Below are 20,740 nucleotides of genomic sequence, written 5' to 3'. Positions count from 1 at the left end.
GCCCTAGTTCTCCAGCGCGCGGAACCACCGGTCCACCAGCGCCGCCTCGGCGCGGCGCAGCGCCGTCCGTTCGGCGTTGTCGGCGTCGACGCCCCACTGGCGTTCCTGATAGTCCTCGTCGAGGCGGCTGAGGTCGAAGGCGGCCTCGCCGGTCAGGGCGCCGCGCATCACCGCCAGACCCAGCACCGCCGAACCCAGCAGGGGCACCGCAGTCGCCAGCGCCGTCAGGGCGAAGTCGTCGGCTTCCAAAGCCAGCTCGCGAACCCGGGCGATCGACGCCGGGTCCTGTTCGCGGTGGATGATGCCCTCGGTCGACGTCAGGACGACGCCGAGCTCCGACGCCGCCCAGTCACGCCACGGCCCCCAGGCCTTCGCCTGTTCGGCGACCAGACCGCTCGGGTGTTCGGCGAGATAGCAGAGGGCGTCGGAGCCGGCGTAGGCGGCGATCTCATCGGCCACCGGCTCGCGCGTCTGGCTGACCCGGTCGATGGCGGTGGCGGCCAGACGGGTGGCGGGCATGGTCCCCGGCTCGATGAACTCGCCTTGGGCGGCCCATTCGTCGGCGACCAGACGGGCCGAGGCCTCGGTGGGGAGCAGGAAGACGGCATGAGCCGGGGTCTTGGGCGCGCGACCGTCCAGCACCAGCTTCCAGCCCCCTGCTTCGGCGACCACGTCCGCCGTCTTCCAGAAGCGCTTCAGACGCTCCTCGGACTCGCGGAAGCCCTTGCGGGCGGCGACCATGGGGTCCAGCGGCGGGATATGGCTCATCAGGCGGTCTCGAGAACTTCGGCGGCGAAGACGTTCAGATGGGCTTCGAGGTCGGCGAAGTCCACGGCGACGTGGCGCACGCCTGCCGCCCATTGTTCCTCGGCCGTATGGAAGCCCCAGCCGACCCCCACGGCGGCGATCCCGGCATTGGCGGCCATGGTCGCGTCATGGGCGGTGTCGCCGATCATGATGGCGGTCGAGGGCGTGCCCTCGCAGGCAGCGAGCGCGGCCAGCAGCATGGCCGGATCGGGCTTGCCGGGGCCGTCCTCGGCGCAATGGGTGGAGGCGAACAGCTCGGACCAGCCCGGGCGGCCCATGTTGCGGGCGACGCCACGCCGGTTCTGGCCCGTGGCCATCGAGATGCGCCATCCGTCGGCCTTCAGCCGATGCAGCAGGTCCATGGCGCCGTCGTAGAGCGGCTCCTCGTGCCCCGCCTCGAACATGCGGCGGAAGCTGGCCTGGAAGGCCGCGACGAAGTCGGCCAGCTCGGCGTCAGTCAGCGACGGCTCCAGCGCCTGCATGGCGTCGGGCAGGCTCAGGCCCACGATCTGGCGCACCCGGTCATAGGCGGGGTCGGGCAGGCCCAGCGCGCGCGACGCCTCGGTCGCCGCCTCGAAGATGGAGGCCCGACTGTCGACCAGGGTGCCGTCGACGTCGAAGATCGCCAGGGGGCGGGAATGGAGTTGGGTCATGCGGGCACTACGTCAAAGGCGATGGTCAGGCGGGACTCGGTCCCGCTGAAGGGCACGGTCCCGTGCCACATGTATGAGGGGAACAGCACCAGACGACCCGGCTCGGGCTTCTCATAGTGCTCGGGCGGCAGGGGGCGGACGCCCTCGAAGGCGGGCGCGCCGAAGCCCAGCCAGCCCTCCCTGCCCTCGCCCTCGACCACCGACGGAAGTTCGATATGGCAGGCCGAGGAGAGCCAGCCCTTCGAATGGATGTGGGGTGCATGAAAGCCGCCGGGACGCAGCCTGACGGACCAGCAGCCCGCCAGCCGGTAGTCGCCGGTGTTTCGGCTGCGCAAGGGGTCGCTCCCCTGCCCTAGCCGGGCCATGTGGCGGCGGATCGGGCCATCGATGGCGGTGAAGAAGGCGCGGATCGCGGGGTCTTCGCTGTAGCGCAGGTCGACGCCGGTCTGGGTGCCGTGCCTCAGGCTCTGGCCCACGGGGTGTTCGCTCAGGCCGTGCAGCGGCGCCAGGGCCCGGGCCAGATCGGCCAGATAGGCGTCCAGCGTCGCCCAGCCCGGCGGGGTGTCGATGACGTGGCCGGCGACGACCTCGGCATAGGTCGCGGGCGTCATCGCGCGCGGGTGGCCGGCCAGCCGCCAGGCGGTGTGACGCAGGGCGAGGGCCTGCTGGTCTGTCGGGCGCTGCTCCAGCAAGGGGTCCAGAAGGGCCAGGGCCGCCTCGGGCTCATCCCGGGCCAGATGGATCTCGGCCAGTTGCTGGGCCGTCGCCGGGTTGCCGGGCAGCTGCGCCACCGCCGCGCGGGCATGCGCCAGGGCGCGATCGCTGTCGAAGCCCAGGGCGGCGTGGGCGGCGGCCAGCTGGATGATCCCGGATGCGGCGACGGGCGACGCGGTCAGATCGCGGTGGATGGCCTCCGGCGCGGCGCCCGTGAACTGGTCCAGCCGCGCGCGGGCGACAATGAGGTCAGGACGACTGGGTGCGCGGACGATCGCCGCATCGAGCGGAGCGCGCGCCCGCGCGGCGTCGCCGGTCCGCATCCAGATCAGCTGGGACTGGTCGATCAGGGCGTCGAGATAGTCGGGCCGCCGCTTCAGCGCCTCGGCGAAGGCGACCTCGGCCTCGTCATGGCGGTCCTGGCCCTGCAGGGCGCGGGCGAGGACCAGCCAGGTCTCGGGCGCATCGCCGCCCAACGCAAAGGCGCGACGCGCCGCCGCCTCGGCCTCCGCCGCCCGGCCCATGTCGCCGAACCGCGCCGCGACATTGTGCTGACGGGCCGCGACGCCGGGTTCGGCCTCGGCCTGGGCGATACGGACGGCCAGAGCCTCCTCATGCCGCTCTGCGGCGACCAGCAGCTGGGCCAGCAGGTTGCGATGGGCCGGGACCTGATCCGCCGGCGCCGCCTGCAGCAGGGCGATGGCCGCCGAGAGGTCGCCCGCCCCTGCGAGGTCACGCGCGCGGCTGGTGCGATCCGGCGCTGACAGGTCGCCGCCTGTGGTCATCGCTGGCGCTTCACGCCTTCGAACGGGTCATAGTCGGCCTCGCTCTCCTCGAAGCCGAAATGCTGGAAGCCGGCGCGCAGCTCGGGGCTGATCGGGGCCTCGACGATCAGCTTGCCGCCCGACGGATGGTCCAGCTCGATGCGGCGGGCGTGGAGCTGCAGCTTCAGCGGTCCGGACAGTTCGTTGGAGCGCTCGTCGCCGTATTTGGGATCGCCGAGGATCGGATGGCCGATGCCCTTCATATGGGCGCGCAGCTGGTGGGTCCGGCCGGTGAAGGGGCGCAGGGCCATCCACGAGGCGCGCTGACCCGCGTGGCTGATCAGGGCGAAGGCGGTCTCGGCCGGCTCGGCGCCGTTCTCCTTGCGGTCGGCGGGGCGCATGATCTCGAAGTCGTTGATGCCGGACTTCTTGAGCGCCATGTCGATCTGGCCCGACGAGGGTTTGGGCATGCCCTGGACGATGGCCCAGTAGGTCTTCTTGGCCTGACGCCGCGCAAAGGCGCCGGCGAGACGCTTGGCCGCCTCCGGACCCTTGCCGAGCAGCAGGACGCCCGAGGTGTCGCGGTCCAGACGGTGGACCAGACGCGGCCGGTCCATCCCCTCGCCCCAGGCCGACAGCAGCCGGTCGACGTGGCGGGTGGTCTTGGTGCCGCCCTGCACTGCCAGACCGTGCGGCTTGTTCAGGGCGATGACCAGATCGTCCTCATAGATCACGAGGGACTTGGCGAAGGCGATGTCGGCGGGGCTGAGCGGCATGTGCTCGCCCGGCGCGCGGACGATGGGCTCGGGGATCGGGGGCACGCGCACGGCGGCCCCGGCGGTCAGACGGCCCTCGGGCTTGATGCGGGCGCCGTCGACACGGATCTGGCCGCCCCGGGCCATCTTCTGCACCTGGATGTTGGACAGATGGGGCCAGCGCCGGCGGAACCAGCGGTCCAGCCGGATGCCGTCCTCGGCCTCGGCGACATAGTGGACCTGGGCCTCACGGGTGCCGACGGGACCCTTGGCCTCCGGAGCGGCGGCGGCGTCATCGGCGGGATCATGGGTCATGCAGCGGCTCCGAAGGCGCGACGGGCGATCATCAGACCGACGAAGAGGGCGGCGATGGCGCAGACCACCGACACGGCGATATAGGCGGCGGCCAGCCCGGTCTGGCGGCGTTCGATCAGGGTGACGACGTCCAGCGAGAAGGCCGAGAAGGTCGTGAAGCCGCCGAGGATGCCGACGCCGATGAAGATGCGCAGGCTGTCCTGATTGGCCCCGCCCCCGGAAGCGCCTTGGGCGGCCAGCCAGCCGACGAGGACGCCCATCAGGAAGCCTCCGACGAGGTTGACGGTCATTGTGCCGAAGGGCCAGGCCGCGCCGGGGAAGAGCCGCCCGGCGGCCAGTCCGACGCCGTAGCGCGCCATGGAGCCGAGGGCTCCGCCGATGGCGACGAGAAGGAAGCGTGTCATGATGCGGGGCTTATACCCTGCCGGGCCCGCTTGCGAAGGGCCGATGGCCCTGAAGCCTCTGTCTGTCTGAACGAAACGTCACTTGCTAACCGTACCGGTTAACGGTGATAGCTGGCGGGCGGGCAGTTCGCGCCGCGAGAGAACGTCGTCCAACGAGGCCGCGAACTCTGCCACGATGTCAGGCTGACTGAGGGGACCGGATTGGCCATGTCGAACGACCACCCGCAAGGACCGACCGGCGGCGATCCCTATCCGCCCTCGCCGTTCGAGCTTGAGCCCGCGACGGCCCATCCGCCGGTGAACGAGCCGACGCGCGCGGCCGACCCGCACGCCTATATCCAGCCGACGCCCGAGCCGCCTCCCGGCGCCGCGGTCCTGCCGGACCGGCCCGTGCCGCAGGCCACGCCCGACCATCCGACGGCCCTGCGCGCCGCGGACGGCATCCTGCGGCCGATCCAGGACGCGGAGGTCTTCTCGGCCGACCCGGCGACCATCATGGCGGTGTCGTCGCACATCAACGCCTACTTCAACCAGCCGCTGGACATCTTCCCCTTCTGGGAGACCGAGGGGAAGCCGGACCGGTTCCACGTCCTGTTCGCGCGCCAGATCGAGGAACGCTTCCCGGTCGACGAGGACCTGCGCGCCCACATCCACGCCTATGGCCGCCGCGTCTTCCGCGCCCTGTGCGTCCATGTCGGCACCAAGCGGCTGTGCCAGTTGCTGGCCCTGATCGGTTTCGCCCTGCTCGCGACGCTGGGGCCGACCTGGTTCAGCCAGTGGACCGGCTCGCTGATCTCCGGCGCGGCCATTGCGGCGGGCGCCATGCTGGTCGCGGGCGGCCTGTGGTGGGGCGTGCAGCAGATCCTGTTCGTCCAGTACCGGTTCCGGCTGGAGAACGACTCCTATGAGCTGTCGCGCGAGATCGTGCAGCGGACGCGCGAGCTGCAGAACCTGTTCACCTCCGCCCGGGCCATGGCCGACCAGGCCGAGACCCAGTACCAGATGGACGGCAAGGGCTGGGGGCGTCGCTCCCACTATCTGACCCGCTTGACCATGTGGCTGGCCGCGCGGATGGAGTACCTTGAGAAGTACGTCCAGATGGAGCTGTGGCGGGTCCGGCGCGAGCGCTACTGGATGCGCTGGTTCGCCCGGTTCGTGACGCCTGCGGTCTTCCTGATCTGGCTGGGCGTCTTCCTGTTCGAGCCCGCTCCCGTCGAGGCTGGCTGGTTCCGGGGGCTGCAGGTCCTGGCCATCCTGCTGGGCGGCGCGGTCAGCACCCTGTCCTACTTCCTGTGGGCCACGCCGACGGCGGCGATCCAGGGCAAGCTGGGCGTCGAGGGGTGGGTTCGCTACGCCTCGCTGGACGTCGACGACGCCGTCGCCGACCAGGTCCGCCGCGACAAGGAACGGCTGGTCGAGTACCGGGCCCTGACCCGGGGCCGGTAGGTGTACGTTGTCAGTCAGATCACCGCCGCAATCGGGCTCGTCCTGCTGCTGACGGCCGGTGCGACCTTCGTCGTCATGAGCGTGCGCAACGCCCGCCGCTTCCCGGCCCAGCCCGTCCTGCAGATGAGAACGGGTTGGGTCTTCCTCGTGTGCGTGGTCGCCGGCTCGCTCCTGATGTCCGCGTCGAGCTGGCTGAACCCCCGCTGACGCCTCAGCCCGGCCGCAGCGAACGCTGGATCTCGCGGGCGTCATAGGCCTCTGCGCGGTCGGGGCGCTGGCCGCGGCCCATGCGGACCTCCAGCGTGGTCGAGGTCGGGGACGGGCCGCTGAAGTTCAGGCCGACGCCGACGCTGGTCCCGGAGGTGCGCCAGCCGCCGTAGCTGGACGAGCCGTAGCCCACCCCGACGCTGGGCCGGACGCCGCCCGCGCTGTCGGGGCGGCCGTCTATGTAGCGCTGGGTGACCTCGAACCAGTCGTAGCCCTGTTCAGTGGTGACCTGGGCGGCGCGCAGCAGGGCGCGGTCAGCAACCGGGCCGGGGGCCCCGACGCCGTTGTAGGTGACGCGGTAGCGGTCGCTCTCGATCCGTTGTTCCGAGAAGCCCTGCCCGCCCGGACCGCGCTGGGGGCCGTAGGGGGCGAGGCTGGCGCAGGCCGCGAGGGCGGCGGTCGAGGCCACGAGGGCGAGTGTGATCAGGCGCTTCATGAGCGGGTCTCCCTTTGGAAGGAGAGCGTCACCGCAACAGGATCGTTCCCGCAAGCCCCAAGTCAGCGAGATGGCGAAGGCAGGCCTTTGGCGACGCCCATGGCCTCGGCGAGGCTGCGGAAGTCCTCGGGCGGCGGGGCGGAGATGGTCATGCGGCCGCCCTCCGGGTGCGGGAAGTCCAGCGACACGGCGTGGAGCATGAGGCGCGGCGCTGCCCGGCCCGCCGCCGTCAGGGCCCCGCCGTACTTGACGTCGCCGATCAGGGGTCGGCCGATGGAGGCCATGTGGACGCGCAGCTGGTGCATCCGGCCAGTGAAGGGCTCCAGCTCGACCAGGGCGCCGTCCTCGGAGGAGGCCAGGGTGCGGTAGCGGCTCTGGGAGGCCTGGGCGCCGGGGGTCTCGAGGTCGGCGACCTTCATCCAGCTCTCGCGCCCGACCTCGACCCGCAGCAGGGGCGTCTCGATGCGGCCCGACGGCGGCTGGGGCGGTTCGGAGACCAGGGCCAGGTAGGTCTTGGTCAGCTTGCGGGCCTGGATGGCCTTGCCGAGGAAGCCGGCGGCGGGCTTGGTCTTCGCCGACAGGATGACGCCGGAGGTGTCGCGGTCCAACCGGTGGACCAGCTCGGGCCGCTTGCCGTTCGAGCGGGCGAAGGCCCAGAGCAGGTCGTCGAGGGTATGGGCGTGCCGGACCCCGCCCTGGCTGGTCAGGCCGCCGGGCTTGTTGATGGCGATGACGTGAGCGTCCTCATGGATGACCCAGGACCGCACGGCGGCGGTCTCCTCAGGCGTCAGGACGGGGGGCGGGCGGGTTCTCACCCGCGGTCCCTAGCCGATGCGGGCGGCGGCGTCAGCCCATGACGGGCGGACGGCGCGTTGCGCGATCATCAAGGTACGGCAAATCAGTAACTTACAGCAAATATCTGATTCGACGTGGCGCCTGAGCCCTCGGCGGCTTTGCACTCGAAAAACCCGAGTGCAAAAAGTGCAGAGCCTTGATCCCGAAAGCTTTTTCGGAAACAATTTTGCACTCCTAGAGTGCGATGCGTTTCAACGCAGGACGCCCTTCTTCGCCATGGTCCAGGCGTACCAGAGGAAGAAGAGGCAGCCGACGAAGATGACCGCGTGCATGACCTCCATGCCGTGGGCCGCCGTCTTGTCCGCCGAGAGGAAGTAGCCGTAGACGAGGCTCATCAGGAAGCCGAGCAGCGATATGGCGAAGGCGTGGACGGCGAAGCGGCTGCGGAACAGCAGCAGCACCGTGCCGATGAGCGCACCCCAGGTCCCGGCGAACCAGACGATATACATCCAGGCCGGATAGGCGTGCATGGCCGCGATCTGGGCCTCGGTCATCTTGTTCATGCGGTACCAGGCATCGCCCTGGATCAGGCTCATGGCGAAGTCGGTCGCGCCGAAGCCGTTCCAGAACAGGCCCAGCACGCCCACCAGCCACAGATGCCACGGTGTTTTTCTGGCTTCAGTCATCGTTACCCTCCCCAGGATTTGCGGCGAGCTTGTCAGCAACGGACGGCGGGAACAATGAACAGCGATCACTCAGGGCTGCGACACGCTGCCCCTTCCGTCATCCTCCGGCGCTCCGAAGGAGCGACCTGGGGACCCAGCGGCGCGCGAGAGCGCGAACCTGTCGCGCACATGATCTCTCAGCAGCGCGGTGAACAGATCGCCTTCGGCGCCACTGGGTCCCCCGGTCTCGCTGCGCTCGCCGGAGGATGACGAAAGAAAGAGGGTTCAGGCGAAAGCGTCCCCAAGGTTCGCAATGACCGTCATAGCGTCGCCGAGAGCCGCGCCGCCGGCGGTGTTGTCGAGGATGCACCAGGCGGCCCCCTTGGCCGACAGCGCCCTCAGACGCCGGGCCTGATCGGCGAGAAAATCGGCCGGATAGGCGGAATAGTAGACGCGCGGCGATCCGTGCAGCCGGGCGTAGCTGAACCCCGTCCAGCCTCCCGGTTCGGACGCCGCAGGGACCTTGGCCGGATCCGCCGCCACGCGGGCCACCTTCCAATCGGACAGGAGGCCGTCCGCCTCGGGCGTGAACCAGCCGGGGTGGCGCGGCTCGCAGGCGATGCCCGCGTCGAAGCGCTGATGCACGGCGGCGAAGAACGATCCGGCCGCGTCGGCGTCGAAGATCAGGCTCGGCGGCAGCTGCACCAGAAGCACCGCCAGCTTGTCGCCCAGACCTGCCACCTGTTCGGCGAAGGCGTCGAGCGTCGGCTCAGGATCCGCAAGCCGCTGGTCATGGGTGAGGAGACGCGGCGTCTTGACCGAGAAGCGGAAGCCGTCGGGCGTCGCCGCGGCCCACCGTTCCCAGACCGCGCGCTTGTGGGGACGATAGAAGCTGGTGTTGATCTCCACCGCATTCATCCGTCGGGCGTAGCGCTCCAGATGCGAACCGCCAACGGGGAAGTCTTCCGCCAGCGCGCGGGGAATGCTCCATCCCGCCGTGCCGATGCGGAGCTCGTCAGTCGATGGAAGCCCTGCCGCGCCACTCTTGCTCAACGGGATCACGCGCCTTTCATCCGCGCGCCAGCCAGCCTCGGCCCGAAGCGATCGCGGCCAGGGCGGCTGCGAGTATCGCGGCGGGGACGGCCAGCACCATGTTCGCGGCAGAGAGCTCCAGAAGCCAATGCTCGGGCACGCCGCCGACGACCCGCCATGCGATGTTCAGGCGCATCGCGGCGATGCTGAACAGGAACACCCAGATCGCCGCCCCGAGACCCGCCCAGACCCGGAACCGGCTCGGCAGGGCTCCGAAGGCCAGAGCTCCGGAAACCACCGCGGCCAGCAGGTTCCAGAAGAGCCAGGTATCGGGAAGATCAGGCGATCGGCTGATCGCGACACACTGTGCGAAGACAAGGCCCAGCGGCAGGATCACGGCGAGAAGCAGAGCGGCGGTTCGCCGTCTGGCCTTGCCCGTATCCAATGACATCGCCGCCCCCATAGTCCGTGTCAGAACGCTAGCCCTCGCCAGGCCGGGCCGCAATCGGGCGCAAACCGACGCCCCCTAGCCCTCGCCTCCTCCTTCGGCCTGTATCCGCGCCCGCATCGCCGCCCAGCGCTCCAGACGCGCCTTGATCTTCTCTTCGTGGCCCTCACCTTTCGGCTTGTAGAAGGTGCGGCGTTCCATCTCGTCGGGGAAGAAGTTCGCGCCCGAGAAGCCTTCCTCGGTGTCGGGGTCGTACTGGTAGCCCTTGCCGTAGCCGAGCTGTTTCATGAGCTTCGTCGGGGCGTTGCGGATGTGGGCGGGGGGCATGAGGGAGCCGGTTTCGGCCGCCGCGCGCTTCGCCGCCTTGAAGGCTTCATAGACGCCGACCGACTTCGGTGCCGTGGCGAGGTGGACCACCGCCTGGGCGAGGGCCAGTTCGCCCTCGGGGCTGCCGAGGAAGTCGTAGGTGTCCTTGGCGGCGTTGGCGACCATGATGGACAGGGGGTCGGCCTCGCCGATGTCCTCGACCGCCATGCGCACGATGCGGCGGGCCAGATAGAGGGGGTCCTCGCCGCCGTTGAGCATCCGCGCCAGCCAGTAGAGGGCGGCGTCGGGATCGGAGCCGCGCACCGACTTATGCAGGGCGGAGATGAGGTTGTAGTGCTCCTCGCGGCTCTTGTCGTAGGCCGGGGCGCGGCGTTGCAGGGTGGCGGCCAGACCCTGAACGTCGAGCATCACATCCGCCGGCAGGGCGAACAGGGTCTCGGTCATGGTCAGCAGATAGCGGCCGTCGCCGTCGGCCAGGGCCAGCAGGGCGTGGCGCGCCTCGGGCGTCAGCGGCAGGGCGCGGTCCTCATGCGCCTCGGCCCGGACCAGAAGCTGATCGAGGGCCGCGTCGTCCAGCCGCTTGAGTACGAAGACCTGCGAGCGCGACAGAAGCGCCCCGTTCAGTTCGAACGAGGGGTTCTCGGTCGTGGCGCCGACGAGAGTAACGACACCCTCCTCCACGAAGGGCAGGAAGCCGTCCTGCTGGGCGCGGTTGAAGCGGTGAATCTCGTCGACGAACAGAAGCGTCGACTGGCCGGCGAGGCGGCGCATGCGGGCCTGTTCGAAGGCCTTCTTCAGATCAGCGACGCCGGAGAAGACCGCCGAGATCTGCTGGAACTCATAGCCCGCCGCCTTGGCCAGAAGCCGGGCAATGGTGGTCTTGCCGGTGCCCGGCGGCCCCCAGAGGATCATGGAGCCCAGACGGCCCGCCTCGATCATCCGCCGGATAGGTCCGCCCTCGCCCAGCAGATGGTCCTGACCCACCACCTCGTCGAGGGTGCGGGGGCGCAGGCGGTCAGCGAGAGGCGCGTCAGGCGGCAGGACGCCGGAGGCTTCGAACAGGTCACTCATCGGATGGATGTAGGCGTTTCGACTGTCGTTTTCACGCGTTAGAATGATCGAACGGAACGAGAGATCGCCATGGAACAGGTCAAAGCGCCCCCGCCCCTGACCGGGGTCACGCCCTATCTGAGCATCGCCTCGCGCGGCGGGATGGCGGCGGTGGAATTCTACGCCCGCGCCTTCGGGGCCGTGGAGGTCCGGCGCATGGTCGCCGATGACGGCGAGCGGCTGGTCCACGCCCATCTGCACATCAACGGCGGCAGCGTCATGCTGTCGGACGAGTTCCCGGAAATGGGCGGGGCGGTCGACGTCGCGCCGGCGTCCGTGACCATTCACCTGCAGGTCGACGACGCCGACGAATGGTGGAACCGGGCGGTGATTGCCGGCGCCGTGCCGGTGTTTCCGCTGTCGGACCAGTTCTGGGGCGACCGGTACGGTCAGGTGCTGGATCCGTTCGGCCATACCTGGTCGATCGGCTCGCCGGTGAAGGGATAGGACGATGTCGTACACGCCCCCCGATCCGCCGGTCGTTCCCTATCTGATGGTCCATGACGGGCCGGGGGCGCTGGACTGGTACGGGCGTGCGTTCGGGGCCGAGGAGAAGGTCCGCTACGACATGGAGGACGGCCGGGTCGGCCATGCCATGATCGGGATCAACGGCGGCGACCTGTATCTGGCCGACGAGTTTCCCGAGGCGGTCGAGACTGTCGGCGCCCTGACGCCGAGGACGCTGGGTGGGACGACGGTGACGATTTCACTGGCCGTCGATGACGTCGACGCCTGGCTGGCCCGGGCGGTCGAGGCGGGGGCCGAGGTGATCCGTCCGGCCGTCGACGAATTCTATGGCCGCCACGCCAAGCTGCGCGACCCGTATGGCCATGTGTGGTCGCTGCTGGGTCCCCGCTTTCGCGGGGATGACAAGGCGGACTAGCGGGCGGCTTCGGTCGCCAGACGCCGGTCGAGGATGCCTGCCGCCCGCGTCGCATAGGCCTTGCAGGCCTCGGGATCGATGAAGGGGTTGGGTGTGGCGTTCGCCACCCGACCCGCCAGCTTCTCGACGCCGCCGGAGTTGTCCGGATGGGCCGAGATCAGGATGTCGCAGTCCAGGCCCTCGATCCGGGCGATCGAGGCGCGCAGGGCCGCCGTGGCTTCGGGATGGCCGGCATAGGTGAAGGGCGCGGCGGTGACCGCGTTCAGGCTCGAGGCGAAGACCACGCTGTGGCAGACGCCCGCCTCGCACGACGACCAGGTCCAGCTGGCGCTGCCGGGAGTATGGCCGGGCGTATGGATCGCGGTGACGGTGACGCCGCCGAGGGTCAGGGTCTCGCCGTCACCGATGGCGCGGGCGGTCGGGATGGCCGGGAAGGCCTCGATGTCGGCGGCCTGCGGGTCGGCGTCCAGCACATGTCCGGCGCGCAGGGCTTCGGCTCCGGCAGGGGCGGCGATGACCGTCGCGCCGCTGTCGCGGGCCAGGGCGGCGATCCCGCCGGAATGGTCGAAATGAGCCTCGGTGTTCAGGATGTAGCGGACGTCCTGAATGCGGAAGCCGAGCCGGGCGATATTGGCCTCGATATCGCCGACGGCTTGGGGCACGGCGCCGTCGATCAGGATCAGGCCCTGACCGGTGTCGATGAGGGCGATGCTGAGACCTTGTGTGCCGACGAAATACGTATTGCCGAAGATCTTCACCGGGGTCTGGGGGACCAGCCAGGCGGGGTTGGCCTTCAGGGGCCGGGTCAGGGGATCGTCGGCTGGTACGGGGGCAGCGGCGGACTGGGCTGCGGCCGGTTCGGCGCCGCTGCAGCCGATCAGAGCGAGGGCGGCGATCGTCAGAACGCCGGGTACGAGACGTCTCAACGGATCACCCCGGTGATGCGGCGGCCGTTGCGCTCGATGGTCAGCTGGGTCGGGCCGGCGATGGCCTGGACGTCGGCGACGGAGTTGATCGCATTGCCGTTGGCGGCGCGCAGGAAGTCGCCGCGACGCAGGCCGGGGCTGCGCGCATTGTCACCGAAGCCGGTGACGATGACCCCCTTGAGGAAGGGATCGCCGCCGAGGCTGTCGGCCAGGGCCGGGGTCAGGGCCGCGACCTTCAGACCCATCAGCGGGCCGCGCGCGATCAGCACACCCTGATCCGGGGCGGTGTCGCCGGGCAGGGCCTGGATGCGGGCGTTGACGGTCATGGGACGGCCGTCGCGCAGCAGGGCGACGGAGACGGTGTCGTTGGGATTGTGGGTGCCGACGCGGAAGTTCAGACCGCCCTGGTCGTTGACCTCCTGACCGGCGACGGAGGTGATCACATCGCCCTCCTGGATGCCGGCGCGGTCGCCGGGGCCGGAAGACCAGACCTGGGTCACGACCAGCCCCACGGGACGGTCCATGCCGAGGCTGCGGGCGATGTCTGCTGAGACCCCCTCGCCCTTCACGCCCAGCCAGGGCCGGACGACGCTGGTGGCGCCGCCGACAGCGCTGGCGATGACCCGCTTGACCATCGAGGCCGGGATCGCGAAGCCGACGCCGGACGAGGAGCCCGAGCGCGAGAAGATGGCGGTGTTGATGCCGATCACCTCCCCGTCCATGTCGACCAGGGGCCCGCCGGAGTTGCCGGGATTGATGGCCGCGTCGGTCTGGATGAAGGAGCCGGAATCCGAGATTCCGGTTTCGGTCCGGTTCAGGGCCGAGATGATGCCGTTGGTCACCGTCTGGCCGACGCCGAAGGGGTTGCCGATGGCGAGGACAAGGTCGCCGACCTGCTGTTCCTCGCGATCGTCGATGGCCAGGATCGGCAGCTGTTCGGTGACGCCCTCGAGCTGGAGCACCGCGACATCGGCGCGCTCGTCGGCCAGCAGGACGTGGGCCGGATATTCGCGGCGGTCATTGAGGACGACGCGGATCTGCTGGGCGCCCTCAATGACGTGGTTGTTGGTGACCACGATGCCGTCGGCGCGGACGATGACGCCGGAGCCGGCCGACTCGGCCATGCGCTGGGCCGGCATGCCCCGGAACATCTGGAAGAAGGGATCAACCTGCTGGATCGAACGGGCCGAGATATTGACCACGGCCGGAGCGGCGCGGCGCACCACGGGAGCGAAGCCGGCCTTCATCGACAGGGCGTCGGTGGGGACGGCGCGGGCGGCGGGCTCGGAGAAGGCGTCCTGACCGGCGTCCTGGGCGTGGGCGGTCAATGCGCCGAGGGACAGAACAGCGGCGAGAGCGAGGGTCGAGGATTTCATCAAGGCTTTCCGGGCAGGCGACATCGCGGGCATTTCTCTCCGCCTTTTCGGCGGGATGATGGCGGTCAAGGTTCGCGCCTTTAAGCGTCAGACCTCGACAGTCTGTTCCGCCTTCTCGGCCTTGCGGGCCACGATCCAGCCGATGATCGCCGCCGCCAGAAGCACCGCCCCACCGATGTAGAAGGCCGCACCGGGCAACGACACGACCGACAGCGAATAGACCCAGCCGAAGAAGATGGGCGAGGCGACGCCGGCGATGGAGCCGACGCTGGAGTTGGCGCCCTGGAGCTGGCCCTGTTCGCTCTCGGAGACCCGGGCGGTCATCAGGGCTTGAAGCGTCGGCATGGCCAGACCCCACAGGGCGTTGGGCAGCATGGCGGCGACGAACAGCCAGCCGGTCGGCGCCCAGCCCATGGCGGCGAGGCCCACGGCTCCGGCGGTGAGGCAGAAGATCAGGGCGGCGCGGTCGCCGATCTTCTTGACGATCCAGCCGGTCAGCAGGCCCTGAACCAGCATGTCCATCGCGCCAACCAGAGCCAGCAGGAAGCCGACCTCGCGCGGCCCCCAGCCGTAGCGGTAGGCGGCATAGAGGACGAACACCGCCGAGAAGACGTGGTGGGCGAAGTAGAGCAGGAAGTTGACGATCGACAGGCCGCTGAGCTCCGGGTGGCGCAACAGCAGGACCATGGCCCCGACCGGATTGGCGCGCCGCCAGCTGAACTTCATCCGCTTCTCGGGCGCGAGGCTCTCGGGCAGGACGATCAGACCGTAAAGGAAGGCGATGCCCGACATGCAGGCGGCGGCCCAGAAGGGCACGCGCGGCCCGAACTCGCCCAGGAAACCGCCCAGCACGGGCCCGAGCACGAAACCGCCGGAGAAGGCGGCGCCGACCAAGCCGTAGGCGCGGGCGCGTTTCTCGGGCTCGGTGACGTCAGCCATATAGGCGAAGATGGTGGTGAAGCTGGACGAGGTGACGCCCGCGATCATCCGCCCGAGCGCCAGCCACCACAGGTTCGGCGCCACGGCCATCAGCACATAGTCGCAGGCCAGCCCCACGCAGCTGAGCAGGATGACAGGGCGGCGGCCGTACTGGTCCGAGATCGAGCCGATCACCGGCGAGGCCAGGAACTGCATCCCGGCCCAGAGCGCGACGAAGACGCCGTTGATGATCCCGGCCTGGGCGTTCGAGCCCACGAACTGCTCGATCAGGGTCGGCAGCACCGGGATGATGATCCCCATGGCCACGACGTCGAGCACGGCGGTCACGAAGATGAAGCCGATGGCGGCCTGATGGGAGCGGGCGAAGAGTTTCATTGCGCCCGGGGTTTAGCCGGGGTTTGCGACAGGGTCACGCAGCTTGGGTCACGCGGCCTTGCTGAACCGCCCGGCCTTCCACGCCATCCACAGCACGACCACCCCGACCAGTGTCCCGACGAACAGGCCCGGGAGCGAGGCCTCGGGGCCGAAGGCGCCGCCGGTCAGATACTCCGCAAAGCCGGGGCGGGCCGTGCTGTGGGCGATGGAGGGACCAAAGTCCGAACCCGAGACCGCCGCGCCGAAAACGTAGCCCTGGGTGAAGTTCCAGGCGGCGTGGACGCCGATGGAGACCCACAGACGGCCGGTCAGGGCATAGAAGGCGGCCAGCATGATCCCGGCCTCGACCGCGATACAGACAGCCGCGAACACGGTGGCGTTGGGGTTGCCGAGGTGGCCGCCGCCGAACAGGACGGCGGAGGCGGCGAAGGCGATCCACGGCCCGAAGGCGCGCCAGACCAGCCGCAGGATGACCGCCCGCAGCAGCAGCTCTTCCAGCACGCCCGACTCGATCGAGCCGCCGATGGCCTTCCACGCCGGCGCCGGGCCGGTGAAGACGATGTCGTAGAGGCCGAAGACGGCCATGATCCCCATGACCGCAGCGAACATCAGGGCGCCGATGACGAGGCCCCAGAACAGGCCGGGCAGCGCCGCCTTGAGCGCCAGTTCCGCCGGCGCCCTCGCCTCCCCGAACCAGACCAGCCCGGTGTAGACGCCGAGCGCGATGACCGCGCAGACGAGGTTCGACGCGACGTCGATGGGGCCGCTGTCAGGCAGGAAGTGATCGAGGATCGAATAGGGGGCGCCGAAGGACAGGACGCAGAGGAAGCCGACCAGCACCATCCAGCCCAGCGCGCGCAGCCAGCGCAGCATGCCCGGATGCAGGACGCGGCGGTCCCCCAGCGCGACCGGTGCGCCAAAACGTTCGAAACTCATGACAGAAACTCCCCCCGACAAGTCGCCATCAGAGACGGCGACGCTTCGGAAGGCAAGTTACGCTACTGCAATGCGGCGGCGCTGTCGGCGGGGGCGCCGTCGCCGTGGGGCACGGTGATGCCCAGCAGGCGGCCCAGCAGGGGCTGGACGTCGACGCTGTCGAGGTTCTGGAGCGTGCGGCCATGGGCGACGCCCGGGCCGTGGGCGATGAACAGTGCGGCCATCTCCGGCGCCTGGTTGTCATAGCCGTGGGCGCCGCCGGCCTGACGCATCGGGCGAGCCTTGGTGCCGAACACCCAGCCGATGTCGGCCGAGCAGACGATGGCGGGAACGCGGGGGTTGGAACCCAGCACGAACCGGGCGGGAATGTGCGCCTTGTCCCAGCAGACGCCGTGATCATGGCGCTTGACCAGTGCCGCCTGAACCTCGGCCTCATGGCCGGGCACGGGATCCAGATAGACGACGGGGCCCGCAGCGATGATCTGGACGGCGTTGAGGTCCACCAGATCGTCCAGGTTCATCACCCGATCGGGCGAAGTCGCGGCCATGCCGTGGTCGGCGACGATCACCAGCACCGTATTGTCGTAGAGCCCCCTCGCCTTGAGGCCCTCGATCAGCCGGGCGATGGAGGCGTCGACGCTGGTCGCCGCGGCCATGGTCTCGGAGGCGTCGGGTCCATTGCGATGGCCGGCAGTGTCCACGGCGTCGAAATAAAGGGTGCCGAAGTCCGGACGCGGCGTCTGGTCCATCCAGGCCAGCAGCTGGTCGACCCGGGCGTCGCCGGGCATGTCGTGATCGAACGCCTTCCAGTAGGTCGAGTGCACGCCGTCGATCGTCGTCTCGGACCCCGGCCAGAACATCGTCGCCGTGGTCAGGCCCGCCTTGACCGCCGTATCCCAGATCGGCTCGGCCTGGTCCCAGAAGCCGGTCTCGGTATTGGCCATCGTAAACTTGCCCAGCGTCGGATCGACGAAGGTGTTGCCGACGATGCCGTGGTGGTCGGGGTGCAGGCCGGTGACCAGGGTGTAGTGGTTGGGGAAGGTCAGGCTGGGGAAGGACGGACGCATCGGACCGGTGGCGCCGTCGGCGGCCAGGGCGCTCAGGGTCGGGGTCGCGCCGCGGGTCAGATAGTCATACCGGAAGCCGTCGATCGAGATCAGGATCACCAGCGGGCGCGCGGTCCGGGCGGCCGGCGCCGCCGCGACAGTCGAGGCCTGAGGAGTGGACGGCGCCGTGGCGCATCCGGTCATGACGAGCATCGCGCTGACGGAGGCGGCGGCGATCAGACGGGACAACATCAGGCGAACTCCAGCGACGCATTCGGGGAAAGCAACATTGCCTAAGCTTAATCCGTAACGGTCTCGCGACGGCTTGCCGAGCGAACACGGGCAGGCGAAGGTCCGGCCATGACCTCGGTGATCGAAGCCCGCTCCCTGACCAAGACCTATGGCACGGTCCGCGCCCTCGACGGGCTGTCGCTGGAGATCCCCAAAGGCGGGGTCTATGGCGTTCTGGGGCCAAACGGGGCCGGCAAGTCGACCCTGTTCCGCATCCTTCTGGGCCTGATCCGGCCGAGCGAAGGTCAGGCCATCGTCATGGGCGGGCCCATCGGGGACGTGAAGGCCTCGCGTCGGATGGGTTCGATGATCGAGACCCCGCGCTTCCCTCCCTTCATGACGGCGCGTCAGGTGCTGGTCTGGCTGTCGACCGCCCACGGGTTGAAGGCTGATCCGGCGAGGGTCGACGCCTGGCTGGACCGCGTCGGCCTGACCGGCGCCGCGGACCGCAAGGTGCGCGGCTTCTCGGTCGGGATGCTGCAACGGCTGGGCGTGGCCATCGCCCTGATCACCGAACCCGAGCTGATCATCCTGGATGAACCGACCAGCGGCATGGACCCGCCCGGCATTCAGGAGATGCGCGCCCTGATCCGGTCGCTGTCGGACCACGACGGCATCACCGTGGTTCTGGCCAGCCACCAGCTGCTGGAGGTCCAGCGCGTCTGCGACCGCGTGGCCATCATGAACAAGGGCAGGCTGGTCCGCGAAGGCTCGGTCAGCGAGCTGACGACCAGCGGCGAACGGCTGCGCCTGTCGGTCAAGCCGTCGGAGAAGGTGCTTCAGGTGCTGGGCGCCAAGGGCTCGATGGAGGGTTCGGCCGTCATCGCCGCCATTCCGCGCGCCGAGGGTCCGGCCCTGCTCAAGGCCCTGATCGAACAGGGCGTGGAGATCGACGAGGCCCGCTGGGTCGGCGCCGACCTCGAAAGCGTCTTCATGACCGAAACCGGCTCCGTCCAGATTCCCGAGGCGATCCAATGACCATGCTGGCGGACGCCGTCTTTTCGGAAGCCTATCGCTTCACCAAGAACCGGATGACGGTCTTCTGGAGCGTGGTCTTCCTGCCCATCGCCCTGCTGTGCCTGAGCAGCATCGGCCAGTTCTTCCTGAAGCAGAAGATGGCCGAGATCGGCAATGATCCGCGCCTGCCCCCGGGCCTGCTCGGCCAGGGCGCACTGGACCTCGGTCAGGGCCTGATCAAGCTGGCCGGCGACATGTCCAATCCGCTGCTGCTGCTCTTCATCATGATCGGGACAGCGACCCTCTATGCCGGCGACTATCGCTGGGAGACCTGGCGGCTGACCTCGGCGCGCAACACCCGGGCCAATCTGATCCTCGGCAAGGTCGGGGTGGCCAAGCTGCTGACCCTCGCCGCCCTGATCGTCTTCCTGATCTTCGGCTTCGCCGGGGAGCTGGTGAAGGGGATGATCCACGGCCAGAGCTATGTCTTCCACTTCGGCGGCAAGCAGGCGGGCGAGTTCGGCCTGCTGGCCCTGATCGGCTATATCCGCGTGGTGCAGGTGGGGCTGATCGGGCTTCTGGCTGCGGTGATGACCCGGTCCCTGCTGGCGACCCTGTTCGTGCCGCTGGTGGTCTCGATCGCCCAGTTCTTCCTGATGCAGTCCATGCCCCTGATCGGTTGGGAAGGCACCGAGTGGTACGCCCAGGCGGTGATCCCGGGTCTGGCCTATGACAATCTGAAGAGCGCGATCATCGGCGGGGCGATGTCGGCGGTGCCGGACGCGACGGTCTGGGCCGCGGCCATCAGCCTGATCGGCTGGTGCGTGGTCCTGCTGGTCGGCGCCATCGCCTGGTTCCAGCGTCAGGACCTGTCGAAGGAATAGGCGGGCCTAGGCCGATAGTGACGGCGGAGGCGGTGGCGGACTGACTGCACCCTCCGCCACCAGCCAGTCGCGGAAGGCGTCGACAGCGGCGTCGGCGCGGCCCGCCGGACGCAGGAAGACGAACTGCGACGGCCGTTCCGCCAGTCCGAATGGAGCGACCAGCCGCCCCGCCACGATATCCGGCGCGACGAAGGCCCAGGGAGCGATGGCCACGCCCATGCCCGAGGCGGCGGCCTCGATCATCGAGTGATTGTGGGCGAACTCCCGCGTCAGGACGGCGGGCGGCAGGACGACGCCGGTCAGTTCGCTCCACACCCGCCAGGCTTCCGGGAAAGTCGCGGCGTGCAGACGCGGCAGGCGGGCGAAGGCCTCCGGCGAGAGCCGCTCGACACCCGGCGCGCCCACCGGCCCCTGATAGTGAACAAGGAAGGGCGTCGCCTCGGCCCGACGCGCCGTCTCGCCGGGATTGAGAATCCGAATGGCGGCGTCGAACCGGTCGCGGACGAAGTCGACAGGCGCCCAACTCTCGGAGAGCTTCACCCGCACCTCGGGATGGGCGTCGAGGAAGGCCGGCAGGCGCGGGATCAGCCACTTGAGCGCGAAGGTGCCGAGGCAGGAGATTTCGATCTCCCGGTGGCTTCCGGCCCGGGCCGTGTCGACGGCGTCGTCGATGGCGGCGAAGGCGGGGGTCAGGCTGCGGGCCAGAGCCTCGCCGGCCGGGGTCAGGACCAGACGGTGACGGGGGCCGGAGACGAGGACCACGCCGAGACTGTCCTGCAGCGCCCTCACCTGCCGGCTGACCGCACCGTGGGTGACGCACAGCTCGGCGGCGGCCGCCGTCATGCCGCCGTGCCGGGCGAAGGCCTCGAAGGCGCGCAGGGCGTTGAGCGGCGGCGGGGCGGGCCGTTTCATCATGTGATCTCAGCTCACAGGGTCGAGCCGGTTTAATCGATTTTCCGTCCGGCGCAATTCGGGTTGAAGCTGGTCGATGCCATTGTTCGACAGAAACACCCCGCCGCCCCGCCGCACCGTCTGGGACAAGGTCCTGTATGCGGCCTCCGCCATTCTGATCTGGGCCGCGGCCCTGTGGCAGATTCTCACAGCCTGAGGCCCAGCCCACGCGCCCCCGCGCTCAGGCAGCGAGCCGCCGCGCGGCGAACGGTAGCGCCCTTCCGGAATGAGAAAGGGC

The 20,740-nt window shown here is 69.4% G+C and carries 23 protein-coding genes; 6 read left to right on the top strand and 17 right to left on the bottom strand.

All coding sequences use genetic code 11. The annotated features are described in order from the left end of the window. Positions 1–3: 3 nt before the first annotated feature. Genes AC07U0_RS15270 through crcB form a run of 5 tightly spaced genes read right to left on the bottom strand, consistent with a single transcriptional unit; the run spans position 4 to position 4,412 of the window. Entirely contained in the window at positions 4–768 is a 765-nt protein-coding gene (locus tag AC07U0_RS15270; protein WP_494720832.1) for an ATP12 family chaperone protein, read from the bottom strand. After that, complete coding sequence (locus AC07U0_RS15265) at positions 768–1,460, bottom strand: HAD-IA family hydrolase (protein WP_494720831.1); 693 nt, start codon at positions 1,458–1,460, stop codon at positions 768–770. Before AC07U0_RS15265 ends, AC07U0_RS15270 begins: the two co-directional genes overlap by 1 nt. Then, positions 1,457–2,959, bottom strand: a complete 1,503-nt coding sequence (locus AC07U0_RS15260; RefSeq protein ID WP_494720830.1) for a putative 2OG-Fe(II) oxygenase — start codon at positions 2,957–2,959, stop codon at positions 1,457–1,459. Before AC07U0_RS15260 ends, AC07U0_RS15265 begins: the two co-directional genes overlap by 4 nt. After that, a complete protein-coding gene (locus AC07U0_RS15255; protein WP_494720829.1) occupies positions 2,956–4,008 on the bottom strand; it encodes an RluA family pseudouridine synthase in 1,053 nt (350 codons plus the stop codon). The genes AC07U0_RS15260 and AC07U0_RS15255 overlap by 4 nt, the downstream gene beginning before the upstream one ends. Further along, a complete protein-coding gene (crcB, locus tag AC07U0_RS15250) occupies positions 4,005–4,412 on the bottom strand; it encodes a fluoride efflux transporter CrcB (RefSeq protein WP_494720828.1) in 408 nt (135 codons plus the stop codon). Before crcB ends, AC07U0_RS15255 begins: the two co-directional genes overlap by 4 nt. 207 nt (positions 4,413–4,619) lie before the next feature. Between crcB and AC07U0_RS15245 the strand changes: the two genes are divergently transcribed. Together AC07U0_RS15245 and AC07U0_RS15240 are read left to right on the top strand one after the other, a co-directional pair. Then, the gene (locus tag AC07U0_RS15245; protein WP_494720827.1) at positions 4,620–5,858 is read left to right on the top strand and encodes a hypothetical protein; all 1,239 of its coding nucleotides are present in this window, start codon (positions 4,620–4,622) and stop codon (positions 5,856–5,858) included. Then, positions 5,859–6,065, top strand: coding sequence for a hypothetical protein (locus AC07U0_RS15240; RefSeq protein ID WP_494720826.1), 207 nt, complete (start codon positions 5,859–5,861; stop codon positions 6,063–6,065). 4 nt (positions 6,066–6,069) lie between these two features. On the opposite strand, the gene AC07U0_RS15235 is transcribed toward AC07U0_RS15240, so the two are convergent. The 6 genes from AC07U0_RS15235 to AC07U0_RS15210 all read right to left on the bottom strand — a co-directional run bounded on the left by AC07U0_RS15235 (position 6,070) and on the right by AC07U0_RS15210 (position 10,899). Beyond that, positions 6,070–6,561: a CC0125/CC1285 family lipoprotein gene (locus AC07U0_RS15235; protein ID WP_494720825.1), complete on the bottom strand. Its 492-nt coding sequence runs from the start codon at positions 6,559–6,561 to the stop codon at positions 6,070–6,072. Positions 6,562–6,623: 62 nt separating this feature from the next. Continuing rightward, positions 6,624–7,376 (bottom strand): RluA family pseudouridine synthase, encoded by a 753-nt coding sequence (locus tag AC07U0_RS15230; RefSeq protein ID WP_494720824.1) that lies wholly within the window; start codon positions 7,374–7,376, stop codon positions 6,624–6,626. A gap of 231 nt (positions 7,377–7,607) precedes the next feature. Next, complete coding sequence (locus AC07U0_RS15225) at positions 7,608–8,042, bottom strand: hypothetical protein (RefSeq protein WP_494720823.1); 435 nt, start codon at positions 8,040–8,042, stop codon at positions 7,608–7,610. A 264-nt stretch (positions 8,043–8,306) separates the two neighbouring features. Continuing rightward, on the bottom strand, positions 8,307–9,083 hold the full coding sequence (locus tag AC07U0_RS15220) for a DUF72 domain-containing protein (protein ID WP_494720822.1): 777 nt from the start codon (positions 9,081–9,083) through the stop codon (positions 8,307–8,309). A gap of 7 nt (positions 9,084–9,090) precedes the next feature. Beyond that, a complete protein-coding gene (locus AC07U0_RS15215) occupies positions 9,091–9,504 on the bottom strand; it encodes a hypothetical protein (RefSeq protein WP_494720821.1) in 414 nt (137 codons plus the stop codon). A gap of 75 nt (positions 9,505–9,579) precedes the next feature. Next, positions 9,580–10,899 (bottom strand): replication-associated recombination protein A, encoded by a 1,320-nt coding sequence (locus AC07U0_RS15210; RefSeq protein ID WP_494720820.1) that lies wholly within the window; start codon positions 10,897–10,899, stop codon positions 9,580–9,582. 69 nt (positions 10,900–10,968) lie between these two features. On the opposite strand from AC07U0_RS15210, the gene AC07U0_RS15205 reads away from it, so the two are divergent. Then, on the top strand, positions 10,969–11,385 hold the full coding sequence (locus AC07U0_RS15205; RefSeq protein WP_494720819.1) for a VOC family protein: 417 nt from the start codon (positions 10,969–10,971) through the stop codon (positions 11,383–11,385). A 4-nt stretch (positions 11,386–11,389) separates the two neighbouring features. Further along, a complete protein-coding gene (locus tag AC07U0_RS15200) occupies positions 11,390–11,821 on the top strand; it encodes a VOC family protein (RefSeq protein ID WP_494720818.1) in 432 nt (143 codons plus the stop codon). On the opposite strand, the gene bla is transcribed toward AC07U0_RS15200, so the two are convergent. The 5 genes from bla to AC07U0_RS15175 all read right to left on the bottom strand — a co-directional run bounded on the left by bla (position 11,818) and on the right by AC07U0_RS15175 (position 17,671). Then, positions 11,818–12,747: a subclass B3 metallo-beta-lactamase gene (bla, locus tag AC07U0_RS15195; protein ID WP_494720817.1), complete on the bottom strand. Its 930-nt coding sequence runs from the start codon at positions 12,745–12,747 to the stop codon at positions 11,818–11,820. The two genes, AC07U0_RS15200 and bla, sit on opposite strands and share 4 nt — an antisense overlap. After that, a complete protein-coding gene (locus AC07U0_RS15190) occupies positions 12,744–14,123 on the bottom strand; it encodes a trypsin-like peptidase domain-containing protein (RefSeq protein WP_494720816.1) in 1,380 nt (459 codons plus the stop codon). The genes bla and AC07U0_RS15190 overlap by 4 nt, the downstream gene beginning before the upstream one ends. Before the next feature lie 87 nt (positions 14,124–14,210). Continuing rightward, complete coding sequence (locus tag AC07U0_RS15185; RefSeq protein ID WP_494720815.1) at positions 14,211–15,437, bottom strand: TCR/Tet family MFS transporter; 1,227 nt, start codon at positions 15,435–15,437, stop codon at positions 14,211–14,213. Positions 15,438–15,485: 48 nt separating this feature from the next. Beyond that, the gene (locus AC07U0_RS15180) at positions 15,486–16,373 is read right to left on the bottom strand and encodes a CPBP family intramembrane glutamic endopeptidase (RefSeq protein WP_494720814.1); all 888 of its coding nucleotides are present in this window, start codon (positions 16,371–16,373) and stop codon (positions 15,486–15,488) included. A gap of 62 nt (positions 16,374–16,435) precedes the next feature. Further along, the gene (locus tag AC07U0_RS15175) at positions 16,436–17,671 is read right to left on the bottom strand and encodes an alkaline phosphatase family protein (protein ID WP_494720813.1); all 1,236 of its coding nucleotides are present in this window, start codon (positions 17,669–17,671) and stop codon (positions 16,436–16,438) included. 108 nt (positions 17,672–17,779) lie between these two features. Between AC07U0_RS15175 and AC07U0_RS15170 the strand changes: the two genes are divergently transcribed. Then, positions 17,780–18,688 carry an ABC transporter ATP-binding protein gene (locus AC07U0_RS15170; RefSeq protein WP_494720812.1) on the top strand — a complete coding sequence of 303 codons (909 nt, stop codon included), beginning with the start codon at positions 17,780–17,782 and terminating at the stop codon, positions 18,686–18,688. Further along, a complete protein-coding gene (locus tag AC07U0_RS15165; RefSeq protein WP_494720811.1) occupies positions 18,685–19,551 on the top strand; it encodes an ABC-2 transporter permease in 867 nt (288 codons plus the stop codon). The genes AC07U0_RS15170 and AC07U0_RS15165 overlap by 4 nt, the downstream gene beginning before the upstream one ends. Positions 19,552–19,557: 6 nt before the next feature. Here the strand turns inward: AC07U0_RS15165 and AC07U0_RS15160 are convergent, their stop codons facing one another. After that, on the bottom strand, positions 19,558–20,466 hold the full coding sequence (locus AC07U0_RS15160) for a LysR substrate-binding domain-containing protein (RefSeq protein ID WP_494720810.1): 909 nt from the start codon (positions 20,464–20,466) through the stop codon (positions 19,558–19,560). Positions 20,467–20,740: the final 274 nt, after the last annotated feature.

Source organism: Brevundimonas sp. GW821-FHT02A10, from assembly GCF_059422025.1.
The sequence above is the reverse complement of the archived record's forward strand: the minus strand, read 5'-3'. Positions and strand labels throughout refer to the sequence as shown.